We start from the raw sequence: 13,082 nt of genomic DNA, 5'->3' as shown, positions 1-13,082 counted from the left end.
TGATGAAGATATATTGCTGACGTTTTACACTTTTGGTTCCCACCCATTCTCATATTCACGGCCCCACAGTTTCATTGCGGCCTTATCGTCTTTGATATGCCCGTTTGCCTGATCGATGGCCAGGTTCCTGCCCACGCGTTGCGATATATTGCCGAGCTGCACCCATAATGTGCTTTTGTAACCTGTTTCCACATCTGCGTTCGGCCTTTTGTCAAGGCGGATGGATGCTAAAAAATCCGCAACGTGAACGGCATCGAGTCCTTCATTCGGGCTCATCGTGTTCCTTCCGTCGATTACTGCATTTGATTTTATTTCTTTCAGGATCGTTCCTTTCTCGTCGTATATCGTGTAACCATTGTGGCCCGTAAGCAAAATGCCTTTGTCGCCATGAAACAAAACACCACGGTCGAGGTTTTGTATTTTGAATGAGCTGCAGCTTTTCCCTTCCCATAAAATGGTTGCCTTGGGGCAGGTGAAAGTGATCATTTGTGTGTCGGGTGTTTCCCAGTCGTCGTTGTAATAATAACGCCCGCCCGCGGAAGTTACAGTGAGCGGGTAATCTGCATTCAGGCCCCAGCGCGCCACATCCACTTCGTGTGTGCCATTGTTCAGCGCCTCGCCGGTGCCCCAGTGCCAGAACCAGTGCCAGTTGTAATGAATGAGGTTGTCTTTGTAGGGCCTGCGCGGCGCGGGGCCCTGCCACAGGTCGTAATCGAGCCCTGCTGGAACTGGTGCCGTTTTACCAACTCCTATCGGTTTGCGCTGGTTGGTATACCAGCATTTTACCAGGTGAATGTTACCGATCGCACCCTCGTGCAGGGCTTTGATGCCTTCGGTTAACAGGGGCCACGACCTGCGCTGTGAGCCCATCTGTACCACACGGTTGTATTTTCTTGCGGCGGCGATGGCCAGTTCTCCTTCGCGCGGGTTGTGCGACAATGGCTTTTCAACATATACGTGTTTGCCTGCGGCGCAGCAGATAATGGTGGCGGGTGCGTGCCAGTGGTCGGGCGTGGCAATGTAAACCGCATCAAGGTCTTTGTTGCCCAATATCTTTCGGAAGTCATTTTCGCCGCGCGGCATTTCTTTACCGGCTTTTGTAACTGCGTTGATGCCTTTGGTTCTTGCCTTTTCATCCACGTCGCAGATAAAGTTCACTTCGGTATTGGATTGTTTGGCGAAGATGGGGGCCATGGCCTCACCACGTCCGTTGCAGCCGATCACCGCCATGTGAATGCGGTCGTTGGCGCCGATGATGCGTTTGTAGCTCTTCGCACCAAACACCTGTGAGGCGCCGCCCACGGCAATTACAGCAGAACCCTGTGCAAGGTTCTTAAGAAAATTCCTTCTCGTTTTTTTCATGGCAAAATGATTTGGCAACCGTATGTGAATTTTGGTTTTTTTCTTCAGGAAAGAAGATTGCCGGTTGCCTAAATTTACGAAAACGATGTAGTTGTTGTTTATTGATTTAATTTGAAGAGTGGTTGCTCCAGCGTGCAAAGGATCAAGTTGGTGTAAGTTTGGTGATGAGCAACTTTTCTGTCGCAACAAAAAAAATCAACAATCAAATGCACATTAACTGGGGAATCATAGGCTGCGGCGATGTTACCGAGAAGAAAAGCGGGCCGGCATTTAACAAGGTTCAAAACTCATCACTGGTGGCCGTGATGCGCAGGAATGCAGCCAAAGCGGAAGATTACGCAAAACGCCACCATGTTCCGAAATGGTACAGCGATGCTGCTTCACTCATCAATGACCCCGATGTAAACGCGATCTATGTGGCCACGCCGCCGGGCTCGCACGAAGAATACGCGGTTGCCGCCATGCGCGCAGGTAAACCGGTGTACGTAGAGAAACCCATGTCGGTTGATACCGCTTCCTGCGAGCGCATGCAACTTGTTTCAGACGAAACCGGCAGTAAACTGTGTATCGCACATTACCGGCGGGCGTTACCGATGTTTTTGAAAGTAAAGGAACTGATCGATACAAAAGCGATCGGCGATACCAGGACCGTACGGTTGAGTATGCTGCAACAGGATAAACCGGCCATCATCACGCAGACAAAAGACAACTGGCGCGTTGATCCCTCTATTGCAGGCGCAGGGTTGTTCTATGATCTTGCCCCGCACCAGCTTGATCTCATCCTCTATTTTTTTGGCGCACCAACCGATGCATATGGTATCAGCGCCAGCCAGGCGAAACTGTACAAGGCAGAAGATGCGGTAACGGGTGTAATGCGGTTGCCAGGTAATGTCCTGTTCAACGGGCAATGGTGTTTTGTTGTAAACGAATGCGCAACACAGGATGTTTGCGAGATCACAGGATCGCTGGGAAAAATCTCATTCCCGGTTTTTGGTCATGAAGTAAAAGTAACTACGGGCGGCGAAACAAACACATTGCAGTTTGAACCACCGGAGCACATACAGCAACCCATGATCGAAAAAGTGGTGAAACATTTTTTAGAACTAGGAGAGAATCCTTGTTCAGCAGGCGATGCGATTCAATCTATGAAAGTGATGGAGCGTTTCGCATACGGAAAATGAAGCGTACCCTAAACGTTAAGCGATGACACAAGTGAAAAGAAGAAGATTCCTTCAATCCATGCTCACGGCATCTGCCGCAGTAGGCGCCGGTACATTGTCTTTTGCGGGAGCGGGAGCAGTTGCTGATCAGAACAAGAACCGTTTTAAGATCAGCCTCAATGCTTATTCATTCAACAAACTGCTTGCGGACAAAAAAACAGATCTCGATGCGCTCATCGAATTCTGCGCGCGCGAAAATTTTGATGCGATCGATATGACCGGCTATTATTTTCCCGGCTATCCGCAGGTTCCATCTGACGAATACATCTATCACCTGAAAAACAAAGCGCATCGCCTGGGAGTTGAAATAAGCGGAACGGGAATAAGGAACGAGTTTGGTGATCCCGACAGTAAGAAAAGGGAAGCCGATATCGCGCTGGTAAAAAACTGGATCGAAGCAGCCGCCAAACTTGGCGCGCCGGTGATCCGCATCTTCACTGCTAAAACGCAAACGCCGGGTTATACCTGGAACCAGCAGGCGGCCTGGATCATCGAAGACATCAAGGCCTGCGTTGAGCACGGGAAAAAGTTCGGTGTGATCGTTGCAGTGCAGAACCACAACGATTTTATAAAGACCGCCGATCAAACCATCCACTTCATGCAGCAGGTGAACAGCGAGTGGTTCGGGCTGGTGCTCGATACAGGAAGTTTTGTTACCAACGAACCCTATAGCGAGATCGCCAAAACAACGCCTTACGCAGTGAACTGGCAGGTAAAAGAAAAATTAAACTACAATGGCAGGTCAGACGACATGGATCTTGATAAACTGTGCAGGATCATTGTTGATTCTTCTTATCGTGGCTACCTGCCGATTGAAACACTGAGCCCTGGGGATGCGTTCCAGATCGTTCCGCCTTTTTTGAAAAAGGTGCGCACGGCTTTGGAGAAGGCGATGGCCCGTTGATTTTTTTTCGATCGGCACAGCGATCTATTTCAGCAACGATACAAGATCACTCACACTTTTATCAAGCAGCGCTTTCACGTTTTCGATCTTCTTCGCCACTTTATCGGTAACGCCTTGTGTGTTTATATCGCTCATGCGCTCAAATGCTTTCTGGTACCAGTCGTTCCAGGTGTTTAGTATCTTTTGTTCATCCCCGGCTTTGGCGCCTTTGGCGATGGCGGCTTTGCTGAGCGCAAACTCATCCTGTATACGATCGTTCGCGTTTTTTGAAAGTTCGTCGATCAGGAAAAGATTCGTATCCTCATCTGCCGCGCACAACGTGAATGCGGCAGCAAGTGCGCTTACGCCCACATTCTTCATTTCTTTTGCGGAAACCATGTTGAGCCTGTCGCCATCCGTATGGTAGAACACGTCTGTAAAGTGCCACATCAACACACCGGGGATCTTTGCATTTAAAAAGGGCTGGTGATCGCTTCCGCCTTCGTATGGATTTGAGTTTACGATCCAATCGTTGCCCTTTGCCTGCTGCCGGCAGCGGTTCAATAAAAAATCGTTGAAATAATGCGGGAACATGTCCGACTCTTTCAAAACACTACCGCCCCATTCGGTGTGTTTGTCGTTGCCCCTTGTCCAGATAGCGGAAGGGTCCGGCATTTTCTCGATCAGGAAGGTTCCGCCGGTTTTGGAAACATCTTCGCCCACCATATCGAGGCTGAGTCCCCACTTGATCCCTTTTGCGCGTATGGAATCGTCTTTGATGTAGCGGCCCGTAGATACGATCTCATCGCCCCATAAAAAAGTGATGGTACGTTTGGGTGAATATTTTTTTTCGCGGATCAACGCTGCGGTTACACGCGCCATTTCGGCCAGGGTGCCAACACCTGTGGCATTGTCGTTGGCGCCGGGCTCCTGCACGTGTGCGCTGAAAACAAAACGTTCACCAGGTTTTTCGGTTCCGCGTGCGTTGGCAACGATCGTCAATTCATCCGACCAATAAATTTTTGAAACCACTTTTACATTCACTTTTACCACGCCCTTTGCGAGCGCGGTTTTCAGTTTTTCTTTTGCGTTGAAAGACAGTGCGATCCCGAAAACAGGTTTTGTGGAATCGTAAGAAATGCCCTGGAACTGTATGGAGTGAATGTTCTTTTCAGGCTGCGTGTATCTGGGCATTGAATACCCGATCACACCCACCGCGCCCCTGGCAATTGCATTCCGGTACAGGCCGCCCACAGATGTTTCGCCAAAAACAATTTTTCCGGCAATGTCTTTTCCTTCAAATTCTTTGGCCGCGCCGGTGCCTACGTAAACAATTTCAGCGGTTGTTCCCCCGGCCGGGGTGCTTGCGGAGTTGATGGCGATCATGTTCCTGTTGGTAACAGATTCAAGCAATGGTTTGTCTTCACCAACAATGGTGAGTGAAGACGAAACCGGTTCCCAGGTGGGCCTGCGCATTTTTCTTGTTTCTATCCGGTAGGTGAGCGGCCCATCCGCCTCCCCGCTGGTTTCTTTTTGAAAACCGGCCTGCTGTAATATTTTTTCCACATGAAAGATGCTTTCATTGAACCCTGTGTTTCCCGCAATGCGCCAGTATTTTTCAACAAAGCCAACGGTATTGTATGCGTTGTCGCCATTGTACACGGCGCGCAGCAGCGGGTAATAACCATCAACGGCCGTACTTTTTTGTGCAAACGAAAACGAAGCGATGAAAGTGAGCAGGAATAACAACTTGAATTTCTTCATATGTAAGAGGAATTTGGTATGTGTTGGATGGCCGGCTCGTAATATCAGAAGAATCCCGCAACCGGCAAAAAAAGCCGGTACATACACAGAGTTGATACAGTAACAAACCAGTCTTTCGATCCGCCGATTGCTACCGAAGCCACCCAGGCAGGTTCCCGGGGCGATTTGTGGAGAAAAATCGCCCGCCGAAACGCAAAAACCGTAAAAACACGCCCAATTTTGCGTAGTTCTACGCAGGATCGAACGGGGAAAAGGAAGTTAATTTGTTATTCAAACCACAACTTATGACAAAGAAAAAATTAAAGACCTTCATTCTGAACATAGGTGGTAAAAAGAAAAAACTCAAACTGCCCGAGCCAGTTGCGGAAGTGTATGTTGGATTGCTGACGCAGAACTTTCTTTCCTAAAGACCGGGCACGCATAGGAGGGCATGGGTAATGGTATAGACCGAATACCATGCTTCCAGCTGCTCCGTTCGAATTCCTGTTTCCGGGCCTTATCATCAACGATGATCCTTATCTTAGCTCATGCCTGAGCATTTTGAGCTGCCCGTAACCTACAACGGAAAAGAATTGCTTTTCCCCGCCGAGCTCATACCCATGGGTTATACCCACAAAATAAAAGTGACGGTAAACGAAACTGAACTTCTCTTTGAGCCGGATGAAGAAAAGAACTACCGCGCAACACTTCCCCATTCTGATCGCGATGCGATCAATAAACTGGATAACCAACTCCTCCGCACCATCTGTCAAACACTCGACGAAGTATTCGGCAATCAGGCATAGTAAAGGTGTCCATTTGAAGTGTCCGGCCCACCGCTAGCCTGGATAGGATGGTTATGGAGAAAATTGTGCACAGGGCGTAAGGGGCATGATTTTATTGTTTTTATGAATGATATCGTTCATCTTAAAAGCAATTTTATGAAAAAGATAAGTTTCCTGTTTCTTGTGGTTGCGATGGTATTCCAGGCATGTACGGGATCTGATAAAACAAGTACGCCTGCCAGCGGCGCCGGTAAGGATCAGGCACCCACAGTTACTTCAGCAGATTCAAGCAATGGCTACAGCGCCAAGACAGCCGATTCTCTAAAACATTAAAATCTTTTTATGAGTGCAAAAAAAACACCGGCCCCACAGCCTAAAACAAAGACTACCGTAAACAAAACGGCAGCTTTGCGCGCAGCAGATGCGAACAAAACAACAGATACAAAACGAAGCTCATCATCTACAATAAAGAGCAAACCACCTGTTGTGAAGGATATCGATGAAGCAAGTCCCGACAGACGGTAGAAACCTGGCGTGGAGTCAGGGCCTGGCGTAATTTGAAAAATTGTTCCGGGTCATTTTTTGGAAGCAGATAGTCAATCCGTTATTTATTTAAGCTAGGAGGAGTAACGACGACCTGTTTGATCGCTTTTACTCCTCTTTATTAATGCTATTCCCCGGCTTATTTTACCGGTGTAATCACGATGTTCCTGAATTCAACGGGACCGTGATCGCCTTGTATCAATATGGGCCCCGGTTCGGTTTCTTTACTGTCTATTGCACCACCTGTGATGCCCGGAATTTCCTGGCTGCAGATCACTGTTTTTCCATTGGCAACCACGGTTACTGTTCTTCCAACGATGGTAATGTCGTACGACTGCCACTCGCCCGGCGCCTTTGCTGTCATTTCGTTGGGTGATATAAAGCCGTAGATGGCGCTGAACCTGTCTACCAGCGGCTCCATGTCTTTGTTGTCTTCTATCTGCACTTCATAACGCCCGCGCAGGTAAACGCCGCTGTTGCTTCCTTTCGGGTAACGGAACTCGATGTGCAGTTTGAAATCGGTGAAGGTTTGGTCCGTAACAAGATTTGAGCCTGATCGCGGGCTTTTCAAAACACCATTCTCCGCCACCCACTGGTTTTTCCCAACTGCATGCCAGCCGTTGAGGTCTTTGCCGTTGAACAATGCAACGGGCTTGCCCCAAACCGGTTCGGCCTTCCTGCGTAAGGAGGGCGCGCGCACGCCAGACCATTGGTATGTTTTTCCATCTGTATACACCATGGTTCCTCTCAGGCTATCGCCTTCGTAGCCAAATTCAAAATCCATATTCCGCTCGCCCGGCTCCCATTGTGGTGGTATGCTGAAACGGTATTTGCCGTCTGCAGGTTTTACCTCGGCCACGGGTCTTGCGCTGCCAAACGCGTAAACAAATCGGCCGATCAATGTTTTTCTCCCCGAATGCATCACCTCGAGCCAGGAGGGAACGTCTTTGTCGCTCATATGAATGGTTATGTCCCAGCGCCCCTCTACAGAAGGCGGGTCCGGCATTTTTGCGTTTGTGGCAACAGTAAAAAGAAGGGCAATGGAAATGGAAATGTATTTCATGATGTGGATGTTGTGATAGCAATATAAGTTTTTATTGTTTGGATTGGAGCGACTGAAATGTGTAACTGTGCAATCCAATCCCCAATTCAACAAAAAACAACTGGTTACGGATCCAAAACCAAACCGGGAAAAACTGGCACATTATTTTCTCTACCTATTTGAAAATAAAAAGTCATGATCAAGAGAATAGCAAAAGTAGACAGGAACAACACTCAGGTAAATTTCAATGCATCGCAGGAGATCGGTTATTGGGCCAAGAAGTACAACACGAGCCAGGAAGAGATCCAGGAAATTTTTAAAGAAACCGGGTACTCGATTTACAAAACTATCCAGCGTTTACAGGAAAAAACACAGGCGGCTTAATCCGGCCTCTGAAAATATTTAACGAACCGGCAATGTGTGGGCAACCATGCATCGCCGGTTTTTTATTTGAGGGAAATCATTTTTAGTTTTATTATAGATCCTGGGAAAAACAACCTACTACACTTGCCTTCCTGTGGCGGGTTACCTATCTTTCGATCATGGCAAAATCAAAAAAACTTTCCGGCCCTGGAGAAGTGGCGGTTTTTATGGAAAAGTTGGATCATCCATTGAAACGGGGTGTGGAAGCAATCCGCTTGCTGGTGTTGGCTGCAGACAGATCCATCACCGAGCACATCAAATGGAACGCGCCCAGTTTTTGTTTTGCGGGCGACGACCGGATCACTTTCAGCTTACACAAAAGCGATTGCATACTTCTTGTTTTTCACCGCGGCGCCAGGGCAAAGGCCGGGGTTGGCAAAGAGCCGCTGTTCAAAGACGATACGGGGCTGCTCGAGTGGTTATCGGGCGACCGGGCCGTTGTAAAATTTTTTAGTGAAACGGAAGTTGAAGAAAAGAAAAAAGGGTTGGTAAAGGTGGTGAAGAAATGGATCAAAGAAACACCCTGATCATTCCAGGAAAAGCTCGTTCAATTCTTTTGTTGGTACCCAGCACGCATCTTTTTTACCGAACCAGCGATAACGGTTTCGCGCGATCCGGTTGTATACTGCATTCCTGATGAATGGCGGAATGATGATGAAGATGTATAACAGCGGCCATAATCCATTCAATTTCTTTATAACCCGCAGCGCCGCGGTTGAACGCGTATAGATCTTACCGTTCTCAAGTAAAATGAAACTGTCTTTTACCGTAGCGGGCAAATGGTGGTAAGCGTCCAGCAATTGCTGCGCTGTCTTTCCCTGTAAGGATGCGTAACGGAAATATTTTGCAGGGTCGTGCCTGATCACGAATTGCACCGAGCCTGTGCAGAGGTTACATACGCCATCGAAAAGGATGATGCCAGGCATAGGAGGTCAGGAATTAAAGGTTTTGAGCCAGGAGCAGGGAACGATGCGGTTGATATGCATTGCTCGTCCCGGCTCCTGACCGATTTATCCCATGTTGTGAAACACCTTGTTCACGTCTTCATCCTGTTCAAGCCTTTCGATGAGTTTACTTACATCTTCGGCCTGCTCGTCTGTAACAGGAACGGTAGTGGTTGGGATCCATTCCAGTTCTGCGCTGATAGGTGTGATGCCTTTTTCTTCGAGCCCTTTTTGCAGGTTGCCGAAATCTACAAAGGCGCATCGGAGCACGATGATGGGGTTGCCGTTGTCGTCTGCGCTTTCGCCCAATTCTTCCAGGCCATGGTCGATCAGTTCAAGCTCCAGGTCGTCCATGTTCAAGCCCTCCGGTTTCAATTTGAACACCCCCATTTTCTTGAACTGGAAACTTACCGAGCCGGTGTTTCCCATTGCGCCATTGCCTTTGTTGAAATGGCTCTTTACGTTGGCCACCGTACGTACGTGGTTATCGGTGGCTGTTTCTACAAGCAGCGCCACGCCATGCGGTGCGTAGCCTTCGTATAATATTTCCTCGTAATTGCTGGTATCCTTGCCCTGCGCGCGTTTGATGGCCGCTTCTACACGGTCCTTAGGCATACCCACGCTTCGTGCGTTCTGGAAACACCTGCGCAGTGCAGGGTTCGTAGCAGGATCGGGGCCGCCGGCCTTTACCGCGATAATGATCTCTTTTCCAATGCGGGTAAATTGTTTGGCCATCCTGTCCCAACGGGCAAACATCGTGGCTTTACGTACTTCGAAGATCCTTCCCATAGTGTTCTTTGTTTGTAAGGGCGCAAAAATAAAGCTTTTCGCTTTACGTGGTGGTTTTTTGGGTGCGGGCCGGGCGCTCTGGGCCGCGAAACTATTTATCAACGGGGCCCGATCCTCCCTGGAAAACAAAAATGCGACCGGCTGTAAGCGCGGTCGCATTTTGTCTGCAATTTTATATGATAAGCGCCTGGCCGAAGCCTGCGCCTCGGGAATTACTGTTTCTCAAAATCCGATGCATTCGGAAGGATCTCCGAAGGGTTGTTGAGTTTGCTTCTTTTCTTGCTGTAAGCAAAATAAACGATCAACCCGATGGCCATCCATGCGAAAGCAACTTTGAGGGTTTGTGCGTCGAGGGCAACGATCATACCGAGGCAAACAATCGCACCCAGGATCGGAACGATCGGCACCAATGGCGTTTTGAACGGACGCTCGATGTTTGGTGATTTGATACGGAGGATCCAAACACCCAGGCTCACCAGTACAAAGGCGAACAATGTACCAAAGCTGGTCAGATCGCCCGCTACACTACCCGGCACAAATGCCGCGAATGCGCCCACGAATACGAACAGGATCCAGTTGGCCTTGTAAGGTGTTTTGTATTTAGGATGGAGTTCCCCGAAAGCTTTAGGGATCAATCCATCGTTACTCATGGTATAGAAGATACGGCTTTGGCCCATCAACATCACCAGGATCACCGAAGAGAAACCGGCGAGAATGGCAACCGTAACGCTGGTGCCGAGCCACTCGTATCCTTTCATATAGGTCTGGATCGTATAGGCTACAGAAGCTTCTTTACCGGCAGTAGCAAATTCGGTATAGTTGGCCACGCCGGTCAATACGTGTCCGAATAAAATGTAAAGGATCGTACAAACAACCAGTGAGCCGAGGATACCGATCGGCATGTCGCGTTTTGGATTCTTGGCTTCCTGTGCCGCCGTAGAAACCGCGTCGAAACCGATGAATGCGAAGAATACAATGGCCGCGCCACCAAGAACACCACCCCATCCCCATTTGAAGAAGCCTTCGTGTCCGACGGTTCCTTCCGGAATCAGGTAAGGTGTATGGTTTTCCGGTTTGATGAACTGCCATCCGAAGCCGATGAACAAAAGCACGATCGCCACTTTTACGAACACGATGATCATGTTTACAAATGCAGATTCCTGTGATCCTTTGATCAGCAATAAGGTAAGCGCCAAAAGAATGATCAGTGCCGGTGCATTCATGATACCGCTGGTAACCGATACAAGACCGGTAAGGGTGGCAGGCAAAGCTTTGAACTGGTCGTCGCTGAGGATCAATACCCCATTCTTTACGGATTTGGCAGCTTCCGGGAGGGCAGCCACCACCTGGTTTACTGCGTCGCCCGTTACTTTATGAAGACTTTCAAAGGGGGAATGGCACCATTCATAGGGAATGGATCCCCCCAGCAGGTTGTTTAGATATTCGCTCCATGCAATGGAAACCGTAGCGGCGCCCAACGCATATTCCATGATAAGTGCCCAGCCGATGATCCAGGCGATGAGCTCACCCATTGTAACATAACTGTACGCATAAGCGCTACCCGCGATGGGGATCATAGAGGCAAACTCTGCATAGCACAAACCGGCGAATGCGCAACCGATGGCGGCCACTACAAACGACAAAGTAACTGCAGGGCCCGCAGCCTCTGCTGAAGCGGCGGCCGTTCTTACAAAAAGACCCGCACCAATGATGGCACCAATACCAAGTGCAACCAGGTTACCCGCGCCAAGCGTTCGCTTCAAACCTTTCTCAGAATCCTGCGCAACAGCAAGCATGGCGCTGAGAGATTTTTTTCTGAATAAACTCATAATACAGTGGTTAAGTTTTCTTTATTAAAAAAGTTCCGGAAAAATAGGGATTTATTGGGTTTAACAGGTAAAAGTTTTGGGAAAGCCATCGGCTATTAGCCGTCAACGATTGGCTTTTGACCGTTTTTCCGTGAAATACTGTCCATTTATTACCAAAGCCCGGTGCAAAACAGCCAATGCCCCGCCGCTGTGCCGGGCACTACCAAAGCGCAAAACACCTTATATTGCGAGACTAATTTGCCTGCGACAATGAAGAAATCTAACCGGCTTACCTTATATATAGTTATTGCAATGATTTTGGGGATCATACTGGGATACGTGATCCATACGCAATCCTCGCCGGATTTTATAAAATCGTTCTCTACCAACATAAAGCTGCTCACCACTATTTTCCTGCGGCTTGTACAGATGATCATTGCCCCGCTGGTATTTTCCACGCTCGTGGTGGGCATTGCCAAACTGGGTGATCTCAAAACCGTGGGGCGCGTGGGCGGCAAGGCCATGTTGTGGTTCATCACGGCCTCGCTGGCGAGTCTTTTGCTGGGTATGGTGCTGGTGAATATTTTCAAACCGGGCGCGGGCATCGATCTGAACAATGCAGATGTTGCAGGGGCAAAGGACCTGGTTGGAAAAACACAGGAATTCAACATCCAGAAATTCGTGGAACACGTGTTCCCCAAAAGTGTGATAGAGGCGATGGCCAACAACGAGATCCTGCAACTGGTTATCTTCAGTATCTTCTTCGGCATCGCAACCGCGGCCCTGGGTGATAAGGCCAGGATCGTTGTAAAAGGCCTCGATGCCGTTGCACACGTGATCCTCCGTATGGTCAATTATGTAATGAACTTTGCACCGCTTGGTGTTTTTGGGGCCATCGCCGCGGTGATCGCTACCAAGGGACTGGAAGTGTTTGTGTTCTACGGAAAATACCTGTTGTATTTCCTGGTCGGCATCGCATCGTTGTGGGCGGTATTGCTGCTGGTGGGGTTCATCGTGCTGAGAAAACGGTTGCCCGAATTGCTGCGGCACATCTTCCCTCCGCTGATCATCGCCTTCAGTACAACGAGCAGCGAAGCGGTGTTCCCGAAACTTACAGATGAGCTGGAGAAGTTTGGCTGTAAGGATAAAATTGTTTCTTTCATCCTTCCGCTCGGTTATTCTTTCAACCTTGATGGAAGTATGATGTACATGACGTTTGCCAGTATCGCCATCGCGCAGGCGTATGGCATACAGCTCGACATAGGCACGCAGTTGACCATGCTGCTGGTGCTGATGTTAACAAGCAAGGGCATCGCCGGCGTTCCGCGTGCATCGTTGGTGGTGGTAACGGCAACCTGCGCCATGTTCCATATTCCGCCGGAAGGCATCGCATTGATCCTGCCCATCGACCACTTCTGCGATATGTTCAGGACCGCAACCAATGTGCTCGGAAACGCACTCGCAACAAGTGTTGTAAGCAAGTGGGAAAATTCGCTTGGCCCAACGCAGGAGGCAGTGGCCGTGCCCGCAGAAATCTGAT

15 protein-coding genes are annotated in these 13,082 nt (G+C 49.1%); 9 read left to right on the top strand and 6 right to left on the bottom strand.

The features are described 5' to 3' along the window. Positions 1-24: 24 nt before the first annotated feature. Complete coding sequence (locus GWC95_RS16230; protein ID WP_161819764.1) at positions 25-1,362, bottom strand: Gfo/Idh/MocA family protein; 1,338 nt, start codon at positions 1,360-1,362, stop codon at positions 25-27. A gap of 206 nt (positions 1,363-1,568) precedes the next feature. Between GWC95_RS16230 and GWC95_RS16225 the strand changes: the two genes are divergently transcribed. Both GWC95_RS16225 and GWC95_RS16220 read left to right on the top strand, forming a co-directional pair. Continuing rightward, positions 1,569-2,543 carry a Gfo/Idh/MocA family protein gene (locus GWC95_RS16225; RefSeq protein ID WP_161819763.1) on the top strand — a complete coding sequence of 325 codons (975 nt, stop codon included), beginning with the start codon at positions 1,569-1,571 and terminating at the stop codon, positions 2,541-2,543. Positions 2,544-2,565: 22 nt separating this feature from the next. Beyond that, positions 2,566-3,486, top strand: coding sequence for a sugar phosphate isomerase/epimerase family protein (locus GWC95_RS16220; RefSeq protein WP_161819762.1), 921 nt, complete (start codon positions 2,566-2,568; stop codon positions 3,484-3,486). Between the two features lie 24 nt (positions 3,487-3,510). On the opposite strand, the gene GWC95_RS16215 is transcribed toward GWC95_RS16220, so the two are convergent. After that, positions 3,511-5,229, bottom strand: a complete 1,719-nt coding sequence (locus GWC95_RS16215) for a M28 family peptidase (protein WP_161819761.1) — start codon at positions 5,227-5,229, stop codon at positions 3,511-3,513. A 284-nt stretch (positions 5,230-5,513) separates the two neighbouring features. Here GWC95_RS16215 and GWC95_RS19935 point away from each other — a divergent pair, with 284 nt between their 5' ends. The 4 genes from GWC95_RS19935 to GWC95_RS16200 all read left to right on the top strand — a co-directional run bounded on the left by GWC95_RS19935 (position 5,514) and on the right by GWC95_RS16200 (position 6,518). Further along, positions 5,514-5,636, top strand: a complete 123-nt coding sequence (locus GWC95_RS19935; protein WP_262886307.1) for a hypothetical protein — start codon at positions 5,514-5,516, stop codon at positions 5,634-5,636. A 120-nt stretch (positions 5,637-5,756) separates the two neighbouring features. Continuing rightward, a complete protein-coding gene (locus GWC95_RS16210) occupies positions 5,757-6,014 on the top strand; it encodes a hypothetical protein (protein WP_161819760.1) in 258 nt (85 codons plus the stop codon). A gap of 135 nt (positions 6,015-6,149) precedes the next feature. Beyond that, a complete protein-coding gene (locus GWC95_RS16205) occupies positions 6,150-6,326 on the top strand; it encodes a hypothetical protein (RefSeq protein ID WP_161819759.1) in 177 nt (58 codons plus the stop codon). Positions 6,327-6,335: 9 nt separating this feature from the next. Continuing rightward, positions 6,336-6,518: a hypothetical protein gene (locus tag GWC95_RS16200; protein WP_161819758.1), complete on the top strand. Its 183-nt coding sequence runs from the start codon at positions 6,336-6,338 to the stop codon at positions 6,516-6,518. 157 nt (positions 6,519-6,675) lie between these two features. On the opposite strand, the gene GWC95_RS16195 is transcribed toward GWC95_RS16200, so the two are convergent. Then, complete coding sequence (locus GWC95_RS16195) at positions 6,676-7,599, bottom strand: 3-keto-disaccharide hydrolase (RefSeq protein WP_161819757.1); 924 nt, start codon at positions 7,597-7,599, stop codon at positions 6,676-6,678. Positions 7,600-7,773: 174 nt separating this feature from the next. On the opposite strand from GWC95_RS16195, the gene GWC95_RS16190 reads away from it, so the two are divergent. Both GWC95_RS16190 and GWC95_RS16185 read left to right on the top strand, forming a co-directional pair. Further along, positions 7,774-7,962 carry a DUF3606 domain-containing protein gene (locus GWC95_RS16190; protein WP_161819756.1) on the top strand — a complete coding sequence of 63 codons (189 nt, stop codon included), beginning with the start codon at positions 7,774-7,776 and terminating at the stop codon, positions 7,960-7,962. Between the two features lie 158 nt (positions 7,963-8,120). Next, positions 8,121-8,528, top strand: coding sequence for a DUF1801 domain-containing protein (locus GWC95_RS16185; RefSeq protein ID WP_161819755.1), 408 nt, complete (start codon positions 8,121-8,123; stop codon positions 8,526-8,528). On the opposite strand, the gene GWC95_RS16180 is transcribed toward GWC95_RS16185, so the two are convergent. The 3 genes from GWC95_RS16180 to GWC95_RS16170 all read right to left on the bottom strand — a co-directional run bounded on the left by GWC95_RS16180 (position 8,529) and on the right by GWC95_RS16170 (position 11,563). After that, entirely contained in the window at positions 8,529-8,927 is a 399-nt protein-coding gene (locus GWC95_RS16180) for a thiol-disulfide oxidoreductase DCC family protein (protein WP_161819754.1), read from the bottom strand. 84 nt (positions 8,928-9,011) lie between these two features. Then, complete coding sequence (locus GWC95_RS16175; RefSeq protein ID WP_161819753.1) at positions 9,012-9,734, bottom strand: YebC/PmpR family DNA-binding transcriptional regulator; 723 nt, start codon at positions 9,732-9,734, stop codon at positions 9,012-9,014. 212 nt (positions 9,735-9,946) lie between these two features. Next, the gene (locus tag GWC95_RS16170; protein WP_161819752.1) at positions 9,947-11,563 is read right to left on the bottom strand and encodes an amino acid permease; all 1,617 of its coding nucleotides are present in this window, start codon (positions 11,561-11,563) and stop codon (positions 9,947-9,949) included. Positions 11,564-11,812: 249 nt separating this feature from the next. Between GWC95_RS16170 and GWC95_RS16165 the strand changes: the two genes are divergently transcribed. Continuing rightward, positions 11,813-13,081 carry a dicarboxylate/amino acid:cation symporter gene (locus GWC95_RS16165; protein ID WP_161819751.1) on the top strand — a complete coding sequence of 423 codons (1,269 nt, stop codon included), beginning with the start codon at positions 11,813-11,815 and terminating at the stop codon, positions 13,079-13,081. Position 13,082 lies beyond the last annotated feature (1 nt).

Source organism: Sediminibacterium roseum (assembly GCF_009939005.1).
Taxonomy (GTDB): Bacteria; Bacteroidota; Bacteroidia; order Chitinophagales; family Chitinophagaceae; genus Sediminibacterium; species Sediminibacterium roseum.
The sequence above is the reverse complement of the archived record's forward strand: the minus strand, read 5'-3'. Positions and strand labels throughout refer to the sequence as shown.

Bases quoted from the DNA above. Each gene is read 5' to 3' on its own strand.
- GWC95_RS16230 (WP_161819764.1), bottom strand. From the start codon at position 1,362: ATGAAAAAAACGAGAAGGAATTTTCTTAAGAACCTTGCACAGGGTTCT.
- GWC95_RS16225 (WP_161819763.1), top strand. From the start codon at position 1,569: ATGCACATTAACTGGGGAATCATAGGCTGCGGCGATGTTACCGAGAAG.
- GWC95_RS16220 (WP_161819762.1), top strand. From the start codon at position 2,566: ATGACACAAGTGAAAAGAAGAAGATTCCTTCAATCCATGCTCACGGCA.
- GWC95_RS16215 (WP_161819761.1), bottom strand. From the start codon at position 5,229: ATGAAGAAATTCAAGTTGTTATTCCTGCTCACTTTCATCGCTTCGTTT.
- GWC95_RS19935 (WP_262886307.1), top strand. From the start codon at position 5,514: ATGACAAAGAAAAAATTAAAGACCTTCATTCTGAACATAGGTGGTAAA.
- GWC95_RS16210 (WP_161819760.1), top strand. From the start codon at position 5,757: ATGCCTGAGCATTTTGAGCTGCCCGTAACCTACAACGGAAAAGAATTG.
- GWC95_RS16205 (WP_161819759.1), top strand. From the start codon at position 6,150: ATGAAAAAGATAAGTTTCCTGTTTCTTGTGGTTGCGATGGTATTCCAG.
- GWC95_RS16200 (WP_161819758.1), top strand. From the start codon at position 6,336: ATGAGTGCAAAAAAAACACCGGCCCCACAGCCTAAAACAAAGACTACC.
- GWC95_RS16195 (WP_161819757.1), bottom strand. From the start codon at position 7,599: ATGAAATACATTTCCATTTCCATTGCCCTTCTTTTTACTGTTGCCACA.
- GWC95_RS16190 (WP_161819756.1), top strand. From the start codon at position 7,774: ATGATCAAGAGAATAGCAAAAGTAGACAGGAACAACACTCAGGTAAAT.
- GWC95_RS16185 (WP_161819755.1), top strand. From the start codon at position 8,121: ATGGCAAAATCAAAAAAACTTTCCGGCCCTGGAGAAGTGGCGGTTTTT.
- GWC95_RS16180 (WP_161819754.1), bottom strand. From the start codon at position 8,927: ATGCCTGGCATCATCCTTTTCGATGGCGTATGTAACCTCTGCACAGGC.
- GWC95_RS16175 (WP_161819753.1), bottom strand. From the start codon at position 9,734: ATGGGAAGGATCTTCGAAGTACGTAAAGCCACGATGTTTGCCCGTTGG.
- GWC95_RS16170 (WP_161819752.1), bottom strand. From the start codon at position 11,563: ATGAGTTTATTCAGAAAAAAATCTCTCAGCGCCATGCTTGCTGTTGCG.
- GWC95_RS16165 (WP_161819751.1), top strand. From the start codon at position 11,813: ATGAAGAAATCTAACCGGCTTACCTTATATATAGTTATTGCAATGATT.